The organism is Streptomyces sp. NPDC056373 (assembly GCF_042262425.1).
GTDB lineage: Bacteria > Actinomycetota > Actinomycetes > Streptomycetales > Streptomycetaceae > Streptomyces.
The window spans coordinates 63,288-81,883 of sequence record NZ_JBHJPX010000009.1 but is presented as its reverse complement, the minus strand read 5'-3'; the positions used below and the strand labels follow the sequence as shown (position 1 = coordinate 81,883).

General features: G+C 72.9%; 18 protein-coding genes and 1 riboswitch. Of the genes, 6 read left to right on the top strand and 12 right to left on the bottom strand.

Annotation, left to right across the window (positions count from 1 at the left end):
- Window positions 1–44 precede the first annotated feature (44 nt).
- The 6 genes from ACFCXS_RS20140 to ACFCXS_RS20115 all read right to left on the bottom strand — a co-directional run bounded on the left by ACFCXS_RS20140 (window position 45) and on the right by ACFCXS_RS20115 (window position 4,663).
- A complete protein-coding gene (locus ACFCXS_RS20140) occupies window positions 45–329 on the bottom strand; it encodes a hypothetical protein (RefSeq protein WP_376644709.1) in 285 nt (94 codons plus the stop codon).
- 121 nt (window positions 330–450) lie between these two features.
- A complete protein-coding gene (locus tag ACFCXS_RS20135) occupies window positions 451–993 on the bottom strand; it encodes a histidine phosphatase family protein (protein WP_376644708.1) in 543 nt (180 codons plus the stop codon).
- On the bottom strand, window positions 990–1,706 hold the full coding sequence (locus ACFCXS_RS20130) for a hypothetical protein (RefSeq protein WP_376644707.1): 717 nt from the start codon (window positions 1,704–1,706) through the stop codon (window positions 990–992). Before ACFCXS_RS20130 ends, ACFCXS_RS20135 begins: the two co-directional genes overlap by 4 nt.
- A gap of 97 nt (window positions 1,707–1,803) precedes the next feature.
- Window positions 1,804–2,601 (bottom strand): ABC transporter ATP-binding protein, encoded by a 798-nt coding sequence (locus tag ACFCXS_RS20125; protein ID WP_376644706.1) that lies wholly within the window; start codon window positions 2,599–2,601, stop codon window positions 1,804–1,806.
- The gene (locus ACFCXS_RS20120) at window positions 2,598–3,650 is read right to left on the bottom strand and encodes a FecCD family ABC transporter permease (protein ID WP_376644705.1); all 1,053 of its coding nucleotides are present in this window, start codon (window positions 3,648–3,650) and stop codon (window positions 2,598–2,600) included. The genes ACFCXS_RS20125 and ACFCXS_RS20120 overlap by 4 nt, the downstream gene beginning before the upstream one ends.
- Window positions 3,647–4,663, bottom strand: coding sequence for an ABC transporter substrate-binding protein (locus ACFCXS_RS20115; RefSeq protein WP_376644704.1), 1,017 nt, complete (start codon window positions 4,661–4,663; stop codon window positions 3,647–3,649). Before ACFCXS_RS20115 ends, ACFCXS_RS20120 begins: the two co-directional genes overlap by 4 nt.
- Window positions 4,664–4,731: 68 nt before the next feature.
- Window positions 4,732–4,922: riboswitch (cobalamin riboswitch) on the bottom strand.
- Between the two features lie 81 nt (window positions 4,923–5,003).
- Here ACFCXS_RS20115 and ACFCXS_RS20110 point away from each other — a divergent pair.
- The 3 genes from ACFCXS_RS20110 (at window position 5,004) to ACFCXS_RS20100 (ending at window position 8,436) form a co-directional block, all read left to right on the top strand.
- The gene (locus tag ACFCXS_RS20110; RefSeq protein ID WP_376644703.1) at window positions 5,004–5,432 is read left to right on the top strand and encodes a CoA-binding protein; all 429 of its coding nucleotides are present in this window, start codon (window positions 5,004–5,006) and stop codon (window positions 5,430–5,432) included.
- 153 nt (window positions 5,433–5,585) lie between these two features.
- A complete protein-coding gene (locus ACFCXS_RS20105; RefSeq protein ID WP_376644702.1) occupies window positions 5,586–7,190 on the top strand; it encodes an APC family permease in 1,605 nt (534 codons plus the stop codon).
- Between the two features lie 22 nt (window positions 7,191–7,212).
- Window positions 7,213–8,436: a 4-hydroxybenzoate 3-monooxygenase gene (locus ACFCXS_RS20100; protein ID WP_376644701.1), complete on the top strand. Its 1,224-nt coding sequence runs from the start codon at window positions 7,213–7,215 to the stop codon at window positions 8,434–8,436.
- Window positions 8,437–8,586: 150 nt separating this feature from the next.
- Here the strand turns inward: ACFCXS_RS20100 and ACFCXS_RS20095 are convergent, their stop codons facing one another.
- Entirely contained in the window at window positions 8,587–8,946 is a 360-nt protein-coding gene (locus ACFCXS_RS20095) for an ArsR/SmtB family transcription factor (protein ID WP_376644700.1), read from the bottom strand.
- A gap of 63 nt (window positions 8,947–9,009) precedes the next feature.
- Here ACFCXS_RS20095 and ACFCXS_RS20090 point away from each other — a divergent pair, with 63 nt between their 5' ends.
- Entirely contained in the window at window positions 9,010–10,110 is a 1,101-nt protein-coding gene (locus ACFCXS_RS20090) for a cation diffusion facilitator family transporter (protein ID WP_376644699.1), read from the top strand.
- A 20-nt stretch (window positions 10,111–10,130) separates the two neighbouring features.
- Here ACFCXS_RS20090 and ACFCXS_RS20085 read toward each other — a convergent pair whose 3' ends face one another.
- Window positions 10,131–10,703, bottom strand: coding sequence for a helix-turn-helix domain-containing protein (locus ACFCXS_RS20085; protein WP_376644698.1), 573 nt, complete (start codon window positions 10,701–10,703; stop codon window positions 10,131–10,133).
- 97 nt (window positions 10,704–10,800) lie between these two features.
- On the opposite strand from ACFCXS_RS20085, the gene ACFCXS_RS20080 reads away from it, so the two are divergent.
- Window positions 10,801–11,658, top strand: coding sequence for an EamA family transporter (locus tag ACFCXS_RS20080; protein ID WP_376644697.1), 858 nt, complete (start codon window positions 10,801–10,803; stop codon window positions 11,656–11,658).
- Window positions 11,659–11,668: 10 nt separating this feature from the next.
- On the opposite strand, the gene ACFCXS_RS20075 is transcribed toward ACFCXS_RS20080, so the two are convergent.
- Window positions 11,669–12,466, bottom strand: coding sequence for an acyltransferase (locus ACFCXS_RS20075; RefSeq protein ID WP_376644696.1), 798 nt, complete (start codon window positions 12,464–12,466; stop codon window positions 11,669–11,671).
- Window positions 12,467–12,578: 112 nt separating this feature from the next.
- Between ACFCXS_RS20075 and ACFCXS_RS20070 the strand changes: the two genes are divergently transcribed.
- Window positions 12,579–13,106: a gamma carbonic anhydrase family protein gene (locus ACFCXS_RS20070; protein WP_361880583.1), complete on the top strand. Its 528-nt coding sequence runs from the start codon at window positions 12,579–12,581 to the stop codon at window positions 13,104–13,106.
- Window positions 13,107–13,160: 54 nt separating this feature from the next.
- Here ACFCXS_RS20070 and ACFCXS_RS20065 read toward each other — a convergent pair whose 3' ends face one another.
- From ACFCXS_RS20065 to ACFCXS_RS20055, 3 genes are all read right to left on the bottom strand, one after another.
- On the bottom strand, window positions 13,161–13,799 hold the full coding sequence (locus ACFCXS_RS20065) for a DedA family protein (RefSeq protein WP_376644695.1): 639 nt from the start codon (window positions 13,797–13,799) through the stop codon (window positions 13,161–13,163).
- A 72-nt stretch (window positions 13,800–13,871) separates the two neighbouring features.
- Window positions 13,872–16,268, bottom strand: coding sequence for a phosphoketolase (locus ACFCXS_RS20060; protein ID WP_376644694.1), 2,397 nt, complete (start codon window positions 16,266–16,268; stop codon window positions 13,872–13,874).
- A gap of 411 nt (window positions 16,269–16,679) precedes the next feature.
- On the bottom strand, window positions 16,680–18,551 hold the full coding sequence (locus ACFCXS_RS20055) for a ricin-type beta-trefoil lectin domain protein (RefSeq protein ID WP_376644693.1): 1,872 nt from the start codon (window positions 18,549–18,551) through the stop codon (window positions 16,680–16,682).
- Between the last annotated feature and the right edge of the window lie 45 nt (window positions 18,552–18,596).

The following is an 18,596-nucleotide window of genomic DNA, read 5'->3' as shown; positions in this document are numbered from 1 at the left end:
CGACCCGTCTCGCCTCAGGCCGGCCGGTACCGCCGAGCTCTGCCCTACGAGTGGGCCACGACCTCACCGGCCGTGACCTGGGGCGGATGCGGCAGCAGTTCGGCAAGCCGGTCCCGGACGAAGTCCCCGGCCCTCGCGGTCGACTCCTCGGCGCCGGCGCGGTCCTGGAAGACACCGGTCGACACCATCACCCCGCCGCCGGCGTCGACCCAGTAGTAGGCCACGAATCCCTGGACCTGGCGAACGAGCGGCAGGAACTCCTGGTTCACCCGGCGACCCGCCTCAGCCGGGTCGGTCACCCCTTCGTACCGCCGGATCACTGCATGCATGTCTGGTCTCCTCATGGTCGGCAAGGCGTTCGCTCAGACGCCATACCCGCCGCGGTAGGGGTGCGCAGCGCGAGCCCGGCGCGCATCACCGGAAAGGCCCCATGCCCGTGCGGGGCCACGGCTAGTGCCTGGCGCCCCGCGGCACCGTCACGGACGTGAGCAGCGCGACGCCGGGGGACAGTGCCCGCCAGGTCGTGCCGTGCCAGGAAAGGACCGCGATCGCGGAGGTGGGGAACTTCGTGCGGACCTGCTCCAGGGTGTCGTCGAGGCCGTCACCGGCGAGGGCCGAAACCAGTTCCTCCAGCCCGGGGTTGTGCCCGATCAGCAGCAGCGTCTCCACCTCGGCGGGCACGTCGTGCACCACGGCCAGCAGGCCGGACGGGCCGGCGGCGTACAGGCGCCGGTCGTGCCGGACCGGCGGGTGCGTGCCCCACTCGGCCGCGGCCAGGTCCCAGGTCCTGCGGGCACGGACGGCGGTGGAGCACAGCGCGAGGTCCGGCAGGAGGTCGGCGTCGGCCAGGGCCCGTCCCGCCGCGGGGGCGTCCCGGCGACCGCGTGGGGCGAGGGGGCGTTCGTGGTCGGCGACGTCCAGGGGCCAGGCCGACTTGGCGTGCCGCATCACGATCAGGCGCCGCAGCGGGCCACCGCTGCCGCGGGCGATCATGACGGCGATCCCAGGTCACGGGCGAGGTCGAGGCCGAGGAGCCGGTCGGCATAGGCGTATGTCTCGAAGCGGGCGCCGTCCGCCAGTTCCGGTTCGGTCTCGACCTGGCGCAGGACCTCCAGCACCCGCGGCACGTCCAGGTCGTCGTCCCACGCTTCGCGCAGCCGCTCCCGTACGAGGTCGGGGACGGGACGCGAGGGCTGCCGGGCCCAGCGGGCGACCGCGGCGCGCCAGCGGGCCAGGGTGGCGCCGGCCTCGACGAGGCCGGCGGGCTCCAGCCGGACCGGGGCGCTGTGGTGCCGGGTCATCAGGGCCAGGCGCAATGCGGCGGGGTCGCTGTGCTCCGGCGGGCCCGGCTCGACCGGTGCGACGACGATCCGCGCCCCGTCCGGTACCGCCTCGCCTTCGGCCGCGACATGGACGACCTGGGACTCGCCCAGACCGGCACCGACGTCGGGACTGTCCTCGAAGGGGCGGATGCCGAGTGTCGTGGCGTCCGCGCGCAGTTCCGCCTGACGGTTGCCGCCGGTCAGCAGCGCCCAGACCGGTGTGCCCCCGAGTTCCAGGGTCCGCACGAGCAGGTCGCCGACGAGCAGGACCCGCAGGTCCGTCGTGCCGGAGTCCGACGCGTGCACCTGCACGCGGGTCAGACCCCGGCGGGCCGGGGCGGCGTCGACCGGCTGACGGGTTCGGGCGTCGATGATGCGCAGCACGAGGCGAGCGTAGGCGGGCGGACGGGTCCGCGCAGGCAGGACCGGCTCTTTCCGGCCACGGTGGCGCGATCGGCCCAGCCTCGCTCGCCCGCTCCGGTCAGACCAGCGTGCCCAGGAATCGCACATGAGGCCGCCCCTCGGGCCCTTCCCTGCTGACGGCGGCCCGCACCCCGTACACCTCGGCGATGAGCTCCGCCGTGAGGACGTCTCCCGCGGGGCCCGCCGCCACCACCCTCCCCGCGCACAGCACGACGACCCGATCGCAGTACATCGCCGCGAGGTTGAGGTCGTGCAGGGCGACCACGGTGGTGACGGGCAGGGCCGTGACCAGGGCGAGGAGATCGAGCTGGTGGTGGATGTCGAGGTGGTTGGTGGGCTCGTCGAGGAGGAGTTCGCGGGGTTCCTGGGCGAGCGCGCGGGCGATCTGCACCCGCTGGCGTTCGCCGCCCGAGAGGGTGTGCCAGAGCCGGCCGGCCCGGTCGGCGAGACCCGTGCGCTCCAGGGCGGCGCGCACCGCCCGCTCGTCGTCTGCCGAGGGGGGCGTCCAGGCGCGGCGGTGGGGGACACGGCCCAGCCGCACGACGTCCATGACCGTCAGCTCGACCTGGGTGTCCGACTGTTGCTCGACGACCGCGAGGCGGCGCGCGACCGTGCGGCGGGGCACGTCGGCCAGCGGTGTGCCGTCGAGGGTGACGACCCCCGAGGACGGCGCGAGCAGCCCGGCCAGCAGCCGCAGCAGCGTGGACTTGCCCGAGCCGTTGGGGCCCAGCACGCCGACCGTGGAGCCGGTCTCCGGCGCGAGGGCGACGCCGTCCAGGATGAGACGCCCGTCGGCACGCCGGCTGACCCGGTCGGCCCGCAACCCCTCCGCCACCGGTGTCTCCGTGCCGCTCATCGCACCCTCCGCGTCCGGTACAGCACCGCCACGAACGCCGGCACCCCGATCAGCGACGTCACGACCCCCACCGGAACCTCCTGCGGATCGAGGACGGTACGGGCCAGGGTGTCCACCCACACCAGGAAGACCGCTCCCGCGAGGGCGGTGACCGGCAGCAGCCTCGCGTGCCCGGGACCGGTCAGGGCCCGGGCGGCGTGCGGCAGGACCAGCCCGACGAAGCCGATCGCCCCGGCCGAGCTGACCAGCGCGGCGGTGAGCAGGGCCGTGACACACAGCAGGACCAGGCGGGTGCGGGCGACGGACACCCCGAGCGCGGCGGCCGCGTCCTGGCCGAAGGCGAAGGCGTCGAGGGTCCGGGCGTACGAAAGGCACACCACCAGCGCCAGCGCCAGCACGGCCAGGCACAGCCACACGTCGGTCCAGCCGGCGCCGCCGAGCGAGCCGAGGAGCCAGAACAGCACGCCACGGGTCGTCTCGGCGTCGGCGGAGGTCAGCACGACGAAGGAGGTGAGCGCGGAGAAGAGCTGCATGGCGGCGACGCCCGCGAGGACGACACGGTCGGTGGTGCCGCCGAGGGTGTGGCTGAGCAGGAGTACCAGCGCGAAGGACAGCAGGGCGCCGAGGAACGCGCCCGCGGACACCGGAAGGGCGCCGCCGCCCACGCCGAGCACGACGACGAGGACCGCTCCGGTGGAGGCACCCGAGGACACCCCGAGGACGAACGGGTCGGCGAGCGGGTTGCGCAGCAGCGACTGCATCACCGCCCCGCACACGGCCAGTCCGGCCCCGCACACGGCGGCGAGCAGCGTGCGAGGCAGTCGCAGCTGCCAGACGATCCCGTCCCGGATCGTCGTGAGCCCCGAGTCGCCGAGGCCGAGATGGGCGGCCACGACGGACCACACGTCCGCGACGCCGATGTCGGCGGGGCCGATGGTGATGGCCACGGCGAGGGAGGTCACGAGCGCGACGGCCCCCGCCAGACCCAGCGCGAGCCCGGCCCGGCGCCCGGGCCCGGCGGCCGGCAGCTCCTGCTCGCGGGCGGTCACTTCACCAGCCCGAACCGGCGCAGCCCGGCGGCGACCTGCTCCACGCCCTCGACGGTCCGGATCGTCGGGTTCATGGCCTGCCCGCTGAGCAGCACGTACCGCTTGTGCCGGACCGCGTCCATGTTCCTGGTGACCGGGTTGGACTCCAGGAAGGCGATCTTCTTCGCGGCGGACTCGGCGGTCTGGGACTCGCGGGTCAGGTCGCCGATGACGAGGACGTCGGGGTCGCGGTCGGCGACCGTCTCCCAGTTGACCTGTGGCCACTCCTCGTGCGTGTCGTCGAAGACGTTCTTCGCGCCGAGGGCCCGGGTGATGATGCCGGGTGCTCCGCAACAGCCCGCCATGTAGGGCGAATCGGAGTTCGCGAACCAGTAGAGGAGGGTGACGCCGGAGGCGTCGATGCCCTGCGTGGCCGTCTTCATGCGCTTGTGGAGGGAGGCCACGAGGGCGTCGCCGCGTTTGCGCACACCGAACACGGTTGCCAGGTCGTGGACTTCGCCGTAGACGGTGTCGATGCCGAGGGCCTTGTCGCGGGTGCCGTCGCCGCCGCCCGAGTTGTCCTTGCCCGCGCAGTCGGACGGGGAGACGTAGGTGGGGACCCCGAGCTTCTCGAACTGCTCGCGGGTCGCGACGCCGCCCTTTCCGAGGGTGGAGACGAAGGACGCGGCGACGAAGTCGGGCTCGGTGTCCAGGACGCGTTCGAAGGACGGGTTGTCGTCGGCGATGCGCGGCACCGTCGCGTTCGCCTTCTCCAGTCCCTTCATCACGGGGTCGGTCCAGGTGGCCGTGCCCGCCATGCGGTCGGCGAGCCCCAGGGAGAGCAGGATCTCGGTGGTGCCCTGGTTGAGGGACACGGCGTGCCGCGGCGGGGCGGCCACGCGGACCTCGTGCCCGCAGTCGGTGAGCGTGACGGCGGCTTTCGCGTCGGTGGACGTGCTCCCGCCGCAGCCGGTCAGGAGCAGGGAACCGGCGGCGAGCAGGACGGCGGCACGGGCGGGGCGGGCGAGGGGCACGGGAACCAGTCCTCAGTCGTCGAGGGCTCGGTCGCGGAGCCCGGTCGTACGGTGCTCCCCCGCCGCGCGCGGCCGCGGGGGCCGCCAGCAGGTCTTCGGACTCGGGTTCACCCGGGTCGGAGCGCCTTCCCGGACGTCCGTGAAGGAGTCCAGTGGCCGAGGCCCCGCCCGTCCCCCTCACCGCTGCGCGTCAGTTCCGGATTCGCACCGGATTCCCTGACCCACGTACATGGGTTCGACTGGCCCCGGCAAGCTATCACGGGGCCCTCCGGGGAATCACCGCGCACCCGGCGCCGTTGAACGGAGAGCAGCTCGTCCACGACTTCCGAGGAGGCCGCCGGTGTACGGCGACGAGGCAACGGTCCGCAGGATTCTCACCGAGCTCGGCGACACCTGGGCCGTGGTGGGCCTGTCGTCGAACCAGCGGCGCGCGGCGTACGGCGTCGCCGCCGTGCTCCAGCGTTTCGGCAAGCGCGTCGTGCCGGTGCACCCGAAGGCGGAGACGGTGCACGGGGAGAAGGGGTACGCGAGCCTGGCGGACATCCCCTTCGACGTGGACGTGGTGGACGTGTTCGTGAACAGCGACCTCGCCGGGGCCGTCGCGGACCAGGCGGTCGCCAAGGGCGCGAAGGGCGTCTGGTTCCAGCTCGGCGTGATCGACGGGGCGGCGTACGACCGGACCCGGGCGGCGGGCCTGGAGATGGTGATGGACCGCTGTCCGGCAATCGAGATCCCACGGCTGCCTCATCACCGCGTACAGGAATCCTGAAGCGTTTTCCAGGAAATGCCCGCAGCCGGTCAAGGCTTCCCGCGCCCGGTCAAGGCTGCACAACTCGTCTTCTGCCGCCGGGCGGTCGATTCCTAATCTGAGGCCTCTTGCTCGCCGAACTCTCCGAGTTCTCTATGAGAGGCCCCTGCATTCATGGAAAGAGACGGCCTGCGCCGGGATGTCGGGCTGATCGGGCTCATGTGGGCCTCGGTCGGCTCCATCATCGGCTCGGGCTGGTTGTACGGCGCCGAGAAGGCCGTCGTGGCGGCCGGCCCCGCGGCGATCCTGTCCTGGCTCATCGGTGCGGTGGCGATCGTGCTGCTGGCCCTGGTGCACGCGGAACTGGGCGGCATGTTCCCGGTCGCCGGCGGCACCGCCCGTTATCCGCACTACGCGTTCGGCGGACTGGCCGGCATGTCCTTCGGCTGGTTCGCCTGGCTCCAGGCCGCCACGGTGGCACCGATCGAGGTCGAGGCCATGATCGGCTACGCCGGGCACTGGCACTGGGCCCAGGGCTTCCAGCACGCGAAGGACGGGACGCTCACGACGAGCGGCTTCGTCGTCGCGGTCGTCCTGATGGCCGTGTTCGTCGTCGTCAACTTCCTCGGGGTGCGGATCCTGGCGCACACCAACAGCGCCGCCACCTGGTGGAAGGTGGCCGTGCCGCTGGCCGCGATCTTCATCATCGCGGCGGGCAACTTCCACCCGGGCAACTTCACCGAGCACGGCTTCGCCCCGTTCGGCGCCCACGGTGTGCTGAGCGCCGTCAGTTCCAGCGGCATCATCTTCGCCCTGCTGGGCTTCGAGCAGGCGATCCAGCTGGCGGGCGAGAGCCGCGACCCGCAGCGGGACCTGCCGCGCGCGACGATCGGTTCGGTCGCCATCGGAGCGGCCATCTACGTCCTGCTCCAGGTCGTCTTCATCGCCGCCCTGCCACTGGGCTCCTTCGCACACGGGTGGACCAAGCTCGACTACCCCGGCATCAGCGGCCCGTGGGCGGGGCTCGCGACCCTGCTGGGCCTCGGCTGGCTGAGCGTGGTGCTGTACCTGGACGCGGTGGTCTCCCCGGGCGGCACCGGCCTGATCTACACGACGGCCACGTCCCGGGTCTCCTACGGACTGGCCCGCAACGGCTACGCGCCGAAGCTGTTCGTCCGCACCGACGGGCGCGGCGTGCCGTGGTTCGGGCTGATCGTGTCCTTCGTGACGGGCGTGGTCTGCTTCCTGCCGTTCCCGAGCTGGCAGCAGCTGGTCAGCTTCATCACCTCGGCGAGCGTGCTGATGTACGCGGGCGCGCCCCTGGCCTACGGCGTCTTCGCGGACCGGCTGCCGCACCGGGAACGCCCCTACCGCCTGCCCGGTGGGAAGGTCGTCTCACCCCTGTCGTTCGTGGTGGCCAACCTCATCATCTACTGGTCCACCTGGGACACCCTGTGGCGGCTCGGCGTGGCCATCGTCCTCGGCTACGTCCTGCTCGGCGGCTACGCCTGGTACGCCACGAGCAAGGGCCTGCCCGACGCTCCCCGGCTCGACTGGAAGGCCGCCCAGTGGCTGCCCGTCTACCTGCTGGGCATGGGCGTCATCTCCTGGCAGGGCGGCTTCGGCGGCCAGGGGCACCTCGCCCTGTGGTGGGACATCCTGGTCATCGCGGTGTTCTCGCTGGCGATCTACTACTGGGCCCGGGCGTCGGCCTCCCTGTCCGGGGAGATCGAGCGGAGCATCGAGGAGGTGGCCGTCACGGAGGTGCCGGTCCACTGAGACCGGCCTCCATAATGGGCGCATGCCCCACGCCTCTCCGCCCCTGAACTCCGGCGCCCCGCAACGCTTCCCAGTCGTTGTCGTGGGCGCCGGTCCGGCGGGTCTGACGGTCGGCAACATCCTGCGGGCCGCGTCCGTCGACTGTCTGGTGCTGGAGACGCAGACCCGCGAGTTCATCGAACAGCGGCCCCGCGCCGGGGTCATCGAGGAAAGGGCCGTACGAGGCCTGGAGAAGCGGGGCCTCGCCCGGAACCTCCTGGACCGCGCGGAACTGCACACCGCGTGCGAGTTCCGCTTCGACGGGGAGCGCTACCGGTTCCCTTACGGCGAGCTGACGAGCAGTCACCACTTCGTCTACCCCCAGCCGTTGCTGGTGACGGACCTGGTGCGGGAGTACGCCGACGCCCGCGGCGGTGAGATCCGCTTCGGCGTCCGGGACGTGGAGCTGCACGACATCGACAGCGACCGGCCGTCGGTGTCGTACGTCTGCTCCGAGACGGGTGAACGCCGGGTGGTGCACTGCGACTTCGTCGCCGGGTGCGACGGGGCACGCGGAGCGACCCGGGCCTCGCTGCCACCCGAGCGGGTCCGGATCGCGCGGCACGACTACGGCGTCGGCTGGCTCGCCCTGCTCGCGGAGGCGCCGCCGTCCGCCGGCTGTGTGCTGTTCGGCTGCCACCCGCGGGGGTTCGCGGGCCAGATGCCCCGCAGCCCGGAGGTGACCCGCTACTACCTCCAGTGCCCGCCGGGCGACGACCCCGACAACTGGCCCCACGAACGCGTCTGGTCGGAGCTCCGGCAGCGGCTCGCAGCGGCCGGCGTGCCGCCGTTGACCGAGGGGCGGCTGATCGAGAAGCGCGTGCTGGACATGCACGACTACGTGGTCGAGCCGATGGTGCACGGCCGGCTCCACCTCGCCGGTGACGCGGCCCATCTGGTCGCCCCCATCGCCGCCAAGGGCATGAACCTCGCCCTGCACGACGCCTTCCTGCTGGGCGACGCCCTGGTCGCCCGGCTGACCACGGGCGACGACAGCGGACTGGCCGGCTACGAGCAGGCGTGCCTGCGGCGCGTGTGGGACTACCAGGAGTTCTCGCAGTGGCTCGCCGAGGTGTTTCACGGCACGGCGGCGGGCGACCCCTTCCGCGCGGGCACCGCGCTCGCCCGGCTCCGCCGCCTGTTCACCTCCCCCACCGCGGCGGCCGCTTTCGCCGAGCAGTACCTCGGAACGGCTGCGCGTCACTGAACGGGCCGCACTCGTGGCGACAGCGGTGCGTAACCGAGCGGGCCACTCGTGACAGCGGTACGTAACCGAGCGGGCCACTCGTGAGGACAGCGGCGCTTTGCCGAGCGGGCCGTGCTCATCGAAGCTGCGGCGCTCCCGGGCCGGCCGTGCTCAGTCGTGCAGGGGGCTGTCGTTGAGACGGTGGTCGGCCACGTTCAGTGCCTCGTCGACGAGCCGGCGCAGATGACCGTCGCGCAGTGAGTAGATCACCCGGCGCCCCTCCTTGCGCGTGTTCACCAGGCCTGCCAGGCGCAGTCGCGCCAAGTGCTGGCTGACGGCCGGCCTGGCCGCCCCGCACGCCTCCGTGAGCGTCGTGACGTCGGCCTCTCCCCCGGTCAGTGCGTGCAGCAGGGCGAGCCGGGTCCGGTCCCCCAGCAGGGCGAGGACTTCGGCGGCGAGTGCGAACTGCTCCTCGCCCGGGCTGCGCGGATGCGCACCGTGCGCAGATGACAGGTGCATGCGTGCGCTCATACGCACATAATGGCGGCACGGCACGGGTACGTCCACTCCCGGGCGCACCGGAAGGGGATCCACGTGAGCGAACGGCACGAGCACACCCACCCTCATGACCACCGTCACGACCACCCCCATGACCACGCCCATGGGACCGCGCTCGGGCGCGGCCACGGAAACGCCCACGGCCACCGGCACTCCCTGCGCCACCGGATGGCCCACGTCCTCGCACCGCACTCCCACGAGACCGCCGACAAGGTCGACTCCGCCCTGGAGTCCTCGGCGCGCGGCATGCGGGCGCTGTGGGTCTCGCTCGCCGTGCTCGGCGTGACGGCGCTGTCCCAGGCGGTCGTCGTGGCCGTCTCGGGGTCGGTGGCCCTGCTCGGGGACACGGTGCACAACGCCGCCGACGCGCTGACCGCCGTTCCGCTCGGCATCGCCTTCGTGCTGGGCCGGCGCGTGGCCACGCGCCGCTTCACCTACGGCTACGGACGCGCCGAGGACCTGGCCGGGCTCGTGATCGTGCTGACGATCGCGGCGTCCGCGGTCTTCGCGGGCTGGACGGCCGTCGACCGGCTGCTGGATCCCCGCCCGGTCGAGCACGTCCCGGCGGTCGCCGTGGCCGCTGTCGTGGGCTTCGCCGGAAACGAGTGGGTGGCCCGCTACCGCATCCGCGTCGGCCGCTCGATCGGCTCGGCCGCTCTGGTCGCCGACGGTCTGCACGCACGTACCGACGGCTTCACCTCCCTGGCGGTACTGCTGGGCGCCGGAGGCTCGGCCCTGGGGTGGCAGCCGGCCGATCCGATCGTCGGGCTGGTGATCACGGCGGCGATCGTCCTGGTGCTGCGGGACGCGGCCCGGGAGGTGTTCCGCCGGGTGATGGACGCCGTCGACCCGGCCCTGGTGGACCGGGCCGAGCGGGCGCTGACCGAAGTACCCGGAGTACGCGGGGTGGGTGAACTGCGGCTGCGCTGGATCGGCCACCGGCTGCGCGCCGAGGTGGCGGTCGTGGTGGACGGCGAGGTGACGGTGCGCGAGGCCCACCGCGTCGCCGTGGACGCCGAGCACGCGCTGCTGCATGCCGTACCGCGCCTGACCGCGGCCCTGGTGCACGCCGACCCGGAGCCGGTCCCGGGAGAGAGCGACCCCCATCTCCCGCTGGCCCACCACGTGGCGGCGTAGGCCGGGGCCGTGTCACCGGCTCAGGCCACGGGTGGCACCGAGACGGCCATGACCATCTCCATGGGGGCCTCGCCGGTGTTGCCGTAGGTGTGCGGGACGTTCGCCTCGAAGTGGACGCTGGCGCCCGCGGGCACGCGGTGCTCGACGCCGTCGACGGTGAGGGTCAGTTCGCCGGCCGTGACGTGGAGCAGTTCGGTCGTGCCGGCGGGGTGCGGGTCCGACGTGCTGCTCTCGCCGGGCATGAGCCGCCAGTCCCACATCTCCAGCGGGCCGGGCGCCTCGGTGCCCGCGAGGAGCCGGTTGTAGCTGCCGGCGTCGGTGTGCCACAGCCGTACGGCCTGCTCGGCCGGGATGACGCGCACGTTCGGGCCCTGTTCGTAGTCGAGCAGGGTGGTGATGCTGACGCCGAGCGCGTCGCCGATCTTGACGACGGTGCCGAGGCTGGGGTTGGTGCGGGCCTGCTCGATCTGGATGAGCATGCCGCGGCTGACGCCGGCCCGGGCGGCGAGCACGTCCAGAGTGAAGCCGCGCACCGCGCGCCAGTGTTTGACACTCCGCGCCAGGGACTGGGTCAGCAGGTCGAGGTCCGACACGTTCCGTCCAATATTTTGTATGACATAGTGCAGTGGACTGCACTACGGTGTGGTTGACCTGATCGTTCACCGCACTGTACTGCGAGGTATCCGTCCCATGACAGCGCTCTTCGCCCTGGCCACCAGCCTGTTGTGGGGGCTGGCCGACTTCGGCGGCGGTCTGCTGACCCGCCGCACGCCCGCCCTCACGGTGGTGGTGGTCTCGCAGTCGATCGCGGTGGCGGTGCTCGGCGCGGTCGTGGCGGCGACCGGCGGCTGGAGCGAGGCGGGGCCGCAGCTGTGGTTCGCCGTGGCGGCCGGGCTGGTCGGGCCGGTGGCGATGCTCGCCTTCTACAAGGCGCTCGCGCTCGGCCCGATGGGCGTGGTCTCGCCGCTGGGCTCGATCGGTGTGGTGGTGCCGGTCGGGGTGGGACTGGTGCTGGGCGAGCGCCCCGGCCTGCTGCAGTTCGCCGGCATCCTGGTGGCCGTCGCCGGCGTGTGCCTGGCCGGCGGTCCGCAGTTCCGCGGCGCCCCGGTCCAGCGCCAGGCCATCGTCCTGACGCTGCTCGCGGCGTTCGGCTTCGGCGCGGTGATGGCGCTGATCGCCGAGGCTTCGACGACACTGACCGGCCTGTTCCTCGCCCTGTTCGTCCAGCGGGTGACGAACGTCGCCGCGGGCGGACTGGCCCTCTGTGTCTCGGTCCGGCGCGGATCTCCCGCGCTCCCGGCGGACGGCTTCCCCTGGCGCTCCCTTCCCGCCCTCGCCTTCGTCGGCCTCGCGGACGTCGCCGCGAACGGCACGTACTCGATCGCCGCGCAGCACGGCCCGGTGACGGTCGCCGCCGTCCTGGCCTCCCTGTACCCGGTGGTGACGGCCGTGGCGGCGCGGGGCGTCCTCCGGGAACGGCTGCGGGCGGTACAGGCCGCGGGAGCCGGGCTCGCCCTGGCCGGGACGGTACTGCTGGCGTCGGGCTGAGCCCTGCGCTTCAGGAACCCGGCTCCAGCTTCGCCAGATCGGCCGCCGTCCCCTCCTCCAGTTCGGCCAGCCGGGCCGCCGTCTCCTCGTCCAGGCCGGACAGCGCGCGCAGCTGCTCGGGGGTGACGCCCTCCGGTATCGGCACCGGCGCGGGGGTGCGCAGCGGTGGCTGCCAGCCGTCCGCGGGGGTCCAGCGGCGAACGACGCGGGCGGGCGCGCCGGCCACCACGGCGTGGTCCGGCACCGTGCCCCGAACGACCGCGCCCGCGGCCACCACGACGTTCCGTCCGATCCGGGCGCCCGGCAGGATCACCGCACCCGTGCCGATCCAGCAGCCGGGCCCGATCTCCACCGGTTCCATCCGCGGCCACTGCTTGCCGATCGGCTCGTGCGGATCGTCGTAGGAGTGGTTCGTGGAGGTGACGTAGACGTACGGGCCGAAGTAGCAGTCGCTGCCGATCGTGACCGTCGTGTCCGCGATGACGTGGCTGCCGCGGCCCAGGACGACCCCGTCGCCGATGCGCAGGATCGGGTCCGGTCCGAGGTCGAGGTCGGGCATCAGGCCCGCGGTGAGGGTGACTTGCTCGCCGATGATGCAGTGGGAGCCGAGGTGGATCCAGGGTTCGCCGAAAACCGTGCCGAGCGGGAAGGCAAGTCTGGTACTCGTTCCCATCGCGCCGAAGCGGTAGCGGCCGGGGTGCTCGGCGGTGACGGAGCCCGTGCGCTGCAGCCATGCCCAGCCCGCGTGGACGGCGCGCTGCGTGAGGCCCCGCCGCCAGGATGAGAACGTGTTCTTGCGCTTCGGCACGACCTCACGGTACTCAGCGGTAGCTCCGGTCGCGGCGCCGGAGGCCTGTGATCTTCGCCCCACCGGGTGGCGTACGGTGTGCGCGTTGTCTACGACGTTCCTGGAGGCGGACATGGCGCAGCGGGCGATGATCACGGGGATCGGCGGCAGGGAGCCCGAGATCCATGAGACGGCGTTCGTGGCGCCCACGGCGTCGGTGATCGGGGGCGTGACGCTGGGCCCTGGAGCGAGCGTCTGGTACGGAGCCGTGGTGCGCGGCGACGTCGAGGCGATCTCCGTCGGGGCGAGCAGCAATGTCCAGGACAACTGCACCCTCCACGCCGATCCGGGGTTTCCCGTGAGCGTCGGTGAGCGGGTGAGCATCGGGCACAACGCGGTCGTGCACGGGGCGACGGTCGAGGACGACTGCCTGATCGGCATGGGGGCGACGGTCCTGAACGGCGCCGTGATCGGAGCCGGTTCGCTGGTCGCGGCGCAGGCGCTGGTGCCGCAGGGGATGGTGGTGCCGCCCGGGTCACTGGTGGCGGGGGTTCCCGCGAAGGTCCGGCGGGAGCTGTCGGAGGAGGAGCGGCAGGGCGTCACCCTCAACGGCACGATGTACGCCGAGTTGGCGAAGGCGCATCGTGAGGTGCATGCGTAAGTTGTTCGGCGGGTGCGGCGTGGGTGGGGGCTGGTCGCGCAGTTCCCCGCGCCCCTAGGGAACCTGCGGTTCTGCCCCCTCCAGGTTCTGGTTCGCCTTCTTCGCCCTGCGCTTGATCACCAGCATGGACGCCAGGCCCACCAGGACCGCCGCCACCAGGCCCAGCCACGAGAAGCGCTTCAGCCAGGCCTCCGCGACGATGCCGACGTAGTAGATGACGGCCGTCGTGCCGCCCGCCCAGACGATGCCGCCGAGGACGTTGGCGATGAGGAACTTCCAGTACGGCATGCGGAGCACACCGGCGAGGGGGCCCGCGAAGATACGGAGCAGGGCGACGAAGCGGCCGAAGAAGACGGCCCACATGCCCCACTTCTCGAAGGAGCGCTCGGCGGTGGCGATGTGGCCCTCGCTGAAGTGCTTGGGGAACTTGCTGCCCAGCCAGGCCAGCAGGGGCCGCCCGCCCTTGCGGCCGATGGCGTAGCCGATCGAGTCGCCGATGATCGCGCCGGCCGTGGCACTGGCGCCCAGGACGACGGGGTCGATCTCGCCGTTCTGGGACGCGAGCAGCGCCGAGGAGACCAGGATGATTTCGCCCGGCAGCGGGATGCCCAGACTTTCCAGGCCGATGACCAGCCCGACCAGCGCGTATACGGCGACCGCGGGTACGGTTTCGAGCCACTCCTGGACGTGCAACGCCGGTTCCTTTCGCTGAGCTTCCCTGCGTGCCCTGGGAAGCCTACCGGCTTCTAGGACGTCCCTCGGGGCTCAGGCGTTCCAGCTCCACTCGGCCACCTCGGGCAGGTCGGTGCCGTGCTCACGGATCCAGGCGTGGTGGCGGGTGCGGGCATCGGCCATCCGCTGGCGCACGGCCGTGGCGCGCACCGCGAGGCCGGGGACGCGGTCGATGACGTCCATGACCAGGCGGTAGCGGTCGAGGTCGTTGCGCACGACCATGTCGAACGGCGTGGTCGTGGTGCCGGCCTCCTTGTAGCCGCGCACGTGCAGGTGCGCGTGGCCGGTGCGGCGGTAGGCGAGGCGGTGGATCAGCCAGGGGTAGCCGTGGTAGGCGAAGATCACCGGCTTGTCGGTGGTGAACAGGCCGTCGTACTCGAAGTCGCTCATGCCGTGCGGGTGCTCCCCCTGGGGCAGCAGCCGGGCGAGGTCGACGACGTTCACGACCCGGACGGACAGCTCGGGCAGATGGCGGCGCAGCAGGTGCGCGGCGGCCAGGGTCTCCTGGGCCGGGACGTCACCGGCGCAGGCCAGCACGACGTCGGGATCGGCGCCGTCCTCGGTGCCCGCCCATTCCCAGATGCCGGCACCGCGGGCGCAGTGGACCCGGGCCTCGTCCATCGACAGCCAGTCGAAGCAGGGCTGCTTGCCCGCCACGATCACGTTGACGTAGTCGCGGCTGCGCAGCGCGTGGTCCGCCACCGACAGCAGGGTGTTGGCGTCCGGCGGGAGGTAGACCCGGACGACCTCGGGGCTCTTGTTGAGGACGTGGTCGACGAAGCCGGGGTCCTGGTGGGAGAAGCCGTTGTGGTCCTGCCGCCACACATGGGAGGTCAGGAGGTAGTTGAGGGAGGCGATGGGGGCCCGCCAGGGCAGCCTGCGCGAGGTGCGCAGCCACTTGATGTGCTGGTTGACCATGGAGTCGACGATGTGCACGAACGCCTCGTAGCAGGAGAAGAGCCCGTGCCGGCCGGTGAGCAGGTAACCCTCGAGCCAGCCCTGGCAGAGGTGCTCGGAGAGCACCTCCATCACGCGTCCGTGCCGGTCGAGGTGCTCGTCCACGGGCAGGGTCCCGGCCTGCCAGGACTTGCCGCTGGCGGCGTAGACGGCCTGGAGCCGGTTGGAGGCGGTCTCGTCCGGGCCGACCAGGCGGAAGTCGCGTCGGCCGGCGGTGTCGCGCATGATCCGGGCGAGGAGATCGCCGAGGACCCTGGTCGGCTCGTGCAGGGTCGTGCCGGGCTTGTCGACGGGCACGGCGAAGTCGTCGAGGGACGGGACGGGCAGGTCGCGGACGAGCAGGCCGCCGTTGGCGTAGGGGGTGGCGCCCAGACGCCTGGTGCCCTCGGGGACGCAGGCGAGGACGTCCGCGACCGGGCGGCCCTCCGCGTCGAACAGCTCCTCGGGCCGGTACGAGCGCAGCCAGGACTCCAGCTGCCGCAGGTGCTCCGGGTTGTCGCGGACGCCGGACAGCGGCACCTGGTGGGCGCGCCACGTGCCCTCGACCGGCTCGCCGTCGACCTCGGCCGGGCCGGTCCAGCCCTTGGGGGTGCGCAGCACGATCACCGGCCAGCGCGGGCGGTCGGTCACGCCGTCCTCCCGGGCGGCGCGCTGCGCGGCGGCGATACGGTCGAGCGCGGTGTCCATGGCCTCGGCCATGGTGCGGTGGACGGTGGCCGGGTCGTCGCCGGCGACGTGGATCGGCTCGTGGCCGTAGCCGCGCAGCAGCGCGTCGAGCTCTTCCTCGGGGAGGCGGGACAGCACGGCCGGGTTGGCGATCTTGTAGCCGTTGAGGTGCAGGATCGGCAGGACGGCACCGTCGTGGACGGGGTCGAGGAACTTGTTGGCGTGCCAGGACCCGGCGAGCGGGCCGGTCTCGGCCTCGCCGTCACCGATCACGCAGGTCACCAGCAGGTCCGGGTTGTCGAGAGCGGCGCCGTAGGCGTGGGCGAGGGAGTAGCCGAGTTCGCCGCCCTCGTGGATCGAGCCGGGCACCTCCGGGGCGACGTGGCTGGGCACGCCGCCGGGGAAGGAGAACTGCCGCATGAGCAGCTCCATGCCCCGCGCGTCCCGGGAGGCGTCCGGGTACTTCTCGCTGTAGCTGCCCTCCAGCCAGGAGTTGGCCAGGACCGACGGGCCGCCGTGGCCCGGGCCCCAGACGCACAGGGCGTCGAGCCCCCGGTTCCTGATCACCCGGTTGAGGTGGGTGTGGACGAGGTTCAGCCCGGGTGAGGTGCCCCAGTGGCCGAGCAGCCGCGGCTTGATGTGCTCGGGCCGCAACGGCTCGGTGAGCAGCGGGTTCGCCAGCAGGTAGATCTGACCGGCCGCCAGGTAGTTGGCGGCCCGCCAGTGGGCGTCCAGGGTGCGCAGTTCCTCGTCGGTCGGCGCGGTCCTGCTGTCGGACCTGCTGTCCCGGCTCGGGGCCTCGGGCATGGGTGACTCCCTGGGTTCTGCGGGCGGACTCAGGAGGAGTACCAGTTTGTTCCGGTTCGATGCCAGGCGCCTGTCGGCCGTCCGGCCCGCCCGCGGGGTTGCCGGGCGCCGTCCCTGCGGGCGGGCCGCGGCCTGCCCGCAGGGACGGCGAGGATGCCTGGGTCCGCGCAGCCGGACGGCCCTTGAGGCCACCGAGTGGGCGACCCCGGGCGGGGCTCGGATGGCCCGGATCGCCCCCGACGCCCCCGACGCCCCCGATGCCCCCGATGCCCCCGATGCCCCCGGCAGCCTCGCCGCCGAAGCACACGGCTCCCCCGGCGGGGGCCGGAGCCGGGCCTCCCGGGCCGATATACCCGCTCGAACGTCCCGGGATCTCGCTCGTACGCCCCGGGCGCGGATCCCGCACCGCTGCTACGGCAGGCGCACCGCGGAGCGCAGCGTCGCCACGGTGTCGGACACGGTGGCCGGCGCGCTTGCGAGGACGCCGGATCCTGCCTTCGGAGCAGACCCACCGGACCCGCCGGCCTCGTCCACCGCGTCGGCACCTGACCCGCCTGCCTCGCAGCAGCCCACCTGCGCGAACCGCGTCTCGTACCGGTCCTGGGGCGGTTCCCCGGTCCGGGTGCGCGGCGGTACGGGCCGGTCCCCGGGAGAGGCGTCCTCGTAGGGGCGCTGCTCGCCCTCCCGGCGGCTCTCCCGCGGAGCGCCCTGCGCCCGCTTCTCCCGGGACTCCCCCGGCCCGCGGGGGACGGCGGCCGGTTCCAGTGCCCAGCGCTGCGCCTCGGACGCGTCGCGGTCGGTGACGATCACGCCCCTGCCCTTCCCGGGGGCGAGGGCCAGGCCCTTGCCCCCGCGCGGCAGGAGCTCACCGCGCACGGTCAGGTCGTAGCGGACGACTCCCGCGTGCACCAGGCAGCCGGCCAGGGCGACGGATCCCTCGGCGGTGTCGGAGCCGAGACACAGGGTGGGGTCGGCGGCGCTGCGCAGAACGCCGTCGTCCTGGTAGGACCACTGCTGGGACCCGCCCGTGGAACAGGCGGTCAGCACGATGCGGGCGTCGGCCCGGACGCGTCCGCCCAGGACGTCGACGCACAGGCCCTCGTCGAGGTTGCGCAGCCGTCCCCGGGCCACTTCGGCGGCGTTGCCGGCGGAGGCGGCCGACGGGGAGGGGCCGACCGAGGGCGTGAGGGAGTCCGGTCCGATGGACGACGCCCCCGGGCCGTCCGGGTCGACGGAGTGGCCACTGACCGCGCCCCAGGTGGCCTGCGGGTCGACGGTACCGCCCTCCTCGGTCCAGCCCCGCGCGGCGAGCAGGGTCGCGAGCAGCACGAGGGAGGTCACCCCGACGGCGGCGGCCAGCGCCTTCGCGTGCCTCCTCGGCGCACCGGGCCCGCCGGCCGCCGGCAGGGCACGGGGCCGGAGGCGATGGCGTCCGCCGGGGGCCGGGGCCCCCGGGCCGCCGGCGCTGCGGCCCGGCCGTGATTCCAGGTAGCGGCGGCCGCCCCAGCCGAGCACCGTCTCGGTGAGCAGGTCCTCCAGACCGCCCTCGAAATGGCTGAGTTGCTCGACGGCGTGGCGGCAGTAACGGCATGCCATGAGATGCCGCTGCACATCGGGAAGCAGGGCTCCGCCGCGGCGCATGGGAACGTCCAGCAGACGGTTGTAGTAGCGGCATTCCTGCGTCGGCGCGAGTTCCCGGTGGGCGCGTACACACCCCGACCTGAATTGCTCGCGCGCCTGCTCCAGGGCGGCCGAGGCGGTACCGGCGTCCACTCCGAGCAGACCGGCCGGTACCGATATGGGTTCGGCCTCGACGTCCGTGTGCCAGAGCAGGCATTGGGAAGCCCCCGGAAGGCTGCGGAAAGCGCGCTCCGCGAGGCGCCGCCTTTCGGATGTCCCGGGGCGGGCGGCGCGCAGGCCGCGGGCACCGACGGTTTTGCGGAGTTCCGGCAGTACTTCGGAAATGCCGCTGTCGGCGGCCCACTCCCCGACCGTCTCCCGGACGGCGGTGAGCAGCCGTGGACGCAGGGCCCCGCCGCTCGGCCGGGCGAGTTCCCTGCGGAAGGCGGCGGCCGCCGCCATCGACGCGGAATCCTCGGAGGACGCCAGGCAGATCACGGCGTACTCGTAGACCGCGCGCCAGTGCCGGGCGAGCAACAGGGCGACGGCGCGCGGCCCTTCGGCGGGTTCGCCCACCCGGGCGAGGAGATTGCGGTCGGACTCCGCGGGTCCCGCTCCGGGTCGTGGCGCGTACGGCGGGCGTGGGGGGTTGGGGGATTGCACGGAACCATTTCCTTCCAGCCGAGAAACGGCAGGCGAATTGCGCGT

What these genes read in the sequence shown, in the direction of transcription:
- ACFCXS_RS20140 (WP_376644709.1), bottom strand. Translation starts at nt 329, where the DNA reads ATGCATGCAGTGATCCGGCGGTACGAAGGGGTGACCGACCCGGCTGAG.
- ACFCXS_RS20135 (WP_376644708.1), bottom strand. Translation starts at nt 993, where the DNA reads ATGATCGCCCGCGGCAGCGGTGGCCCGCTGCGGCGCCTGATCGTGATG.
- ACFCXS_RS20125 (WP_376644706.1), bottom strand. Translation starts at nt 2,601, where the DNA reads ATGAGCGGCACGGAGACACCGGTGGCGGAGGGGTTGCGGGCCGACCGG.
- ACFCXS_RS20105 (WP_376644702.1), top strand. Translation starts at nt 5,586, where the DNA reads ATGGAAAGAGACGGCCTGCGCCGGGATGTCGGGCTGATCGGGCTCATG.
- ACFCXS_RS20100 (WP_376644701.1), top strand. Translation starts at nt 7,213, where the DNA reads ATGCCCCACGCCTCTCCGCCCCTGAACTCCGGCGCCCCGCAACGCTTC.
- ACFCXS_RS20095 (WP_376644700.1), bottom strand. Translation starts at nt 8,946, where the DNA reads ATGAGCGCACGCATGCACCTGTCATCTGCGCACGGTGCGCATCCGCGC.
- ACFCXS_RS20080 (WP_376644697.1), top strand. Translation starts at nt 10,801, where the DNA reads ATGACAGCGCTCTTCGCCCTGGCCACCAGCCTGTTGTGGGGGCTGGCC.
- ACFCXS_RS20070 (WP_361880583.1), top strand. Translation starts at nt 12,579, where the DNA reads ATGGCGCAGCGGGCGATGATCACGGGGATCGGCGGCAGGGAGCCCGAG.
- ACFCXS_RS20060 (WP_376644694.1), bottom strand. Translation starts at nt 16,268, where the DNA reads ATGCCCGAGGCCCCGAGCCGGGACAGCAGGTCCGACAGCAGGACCGCG.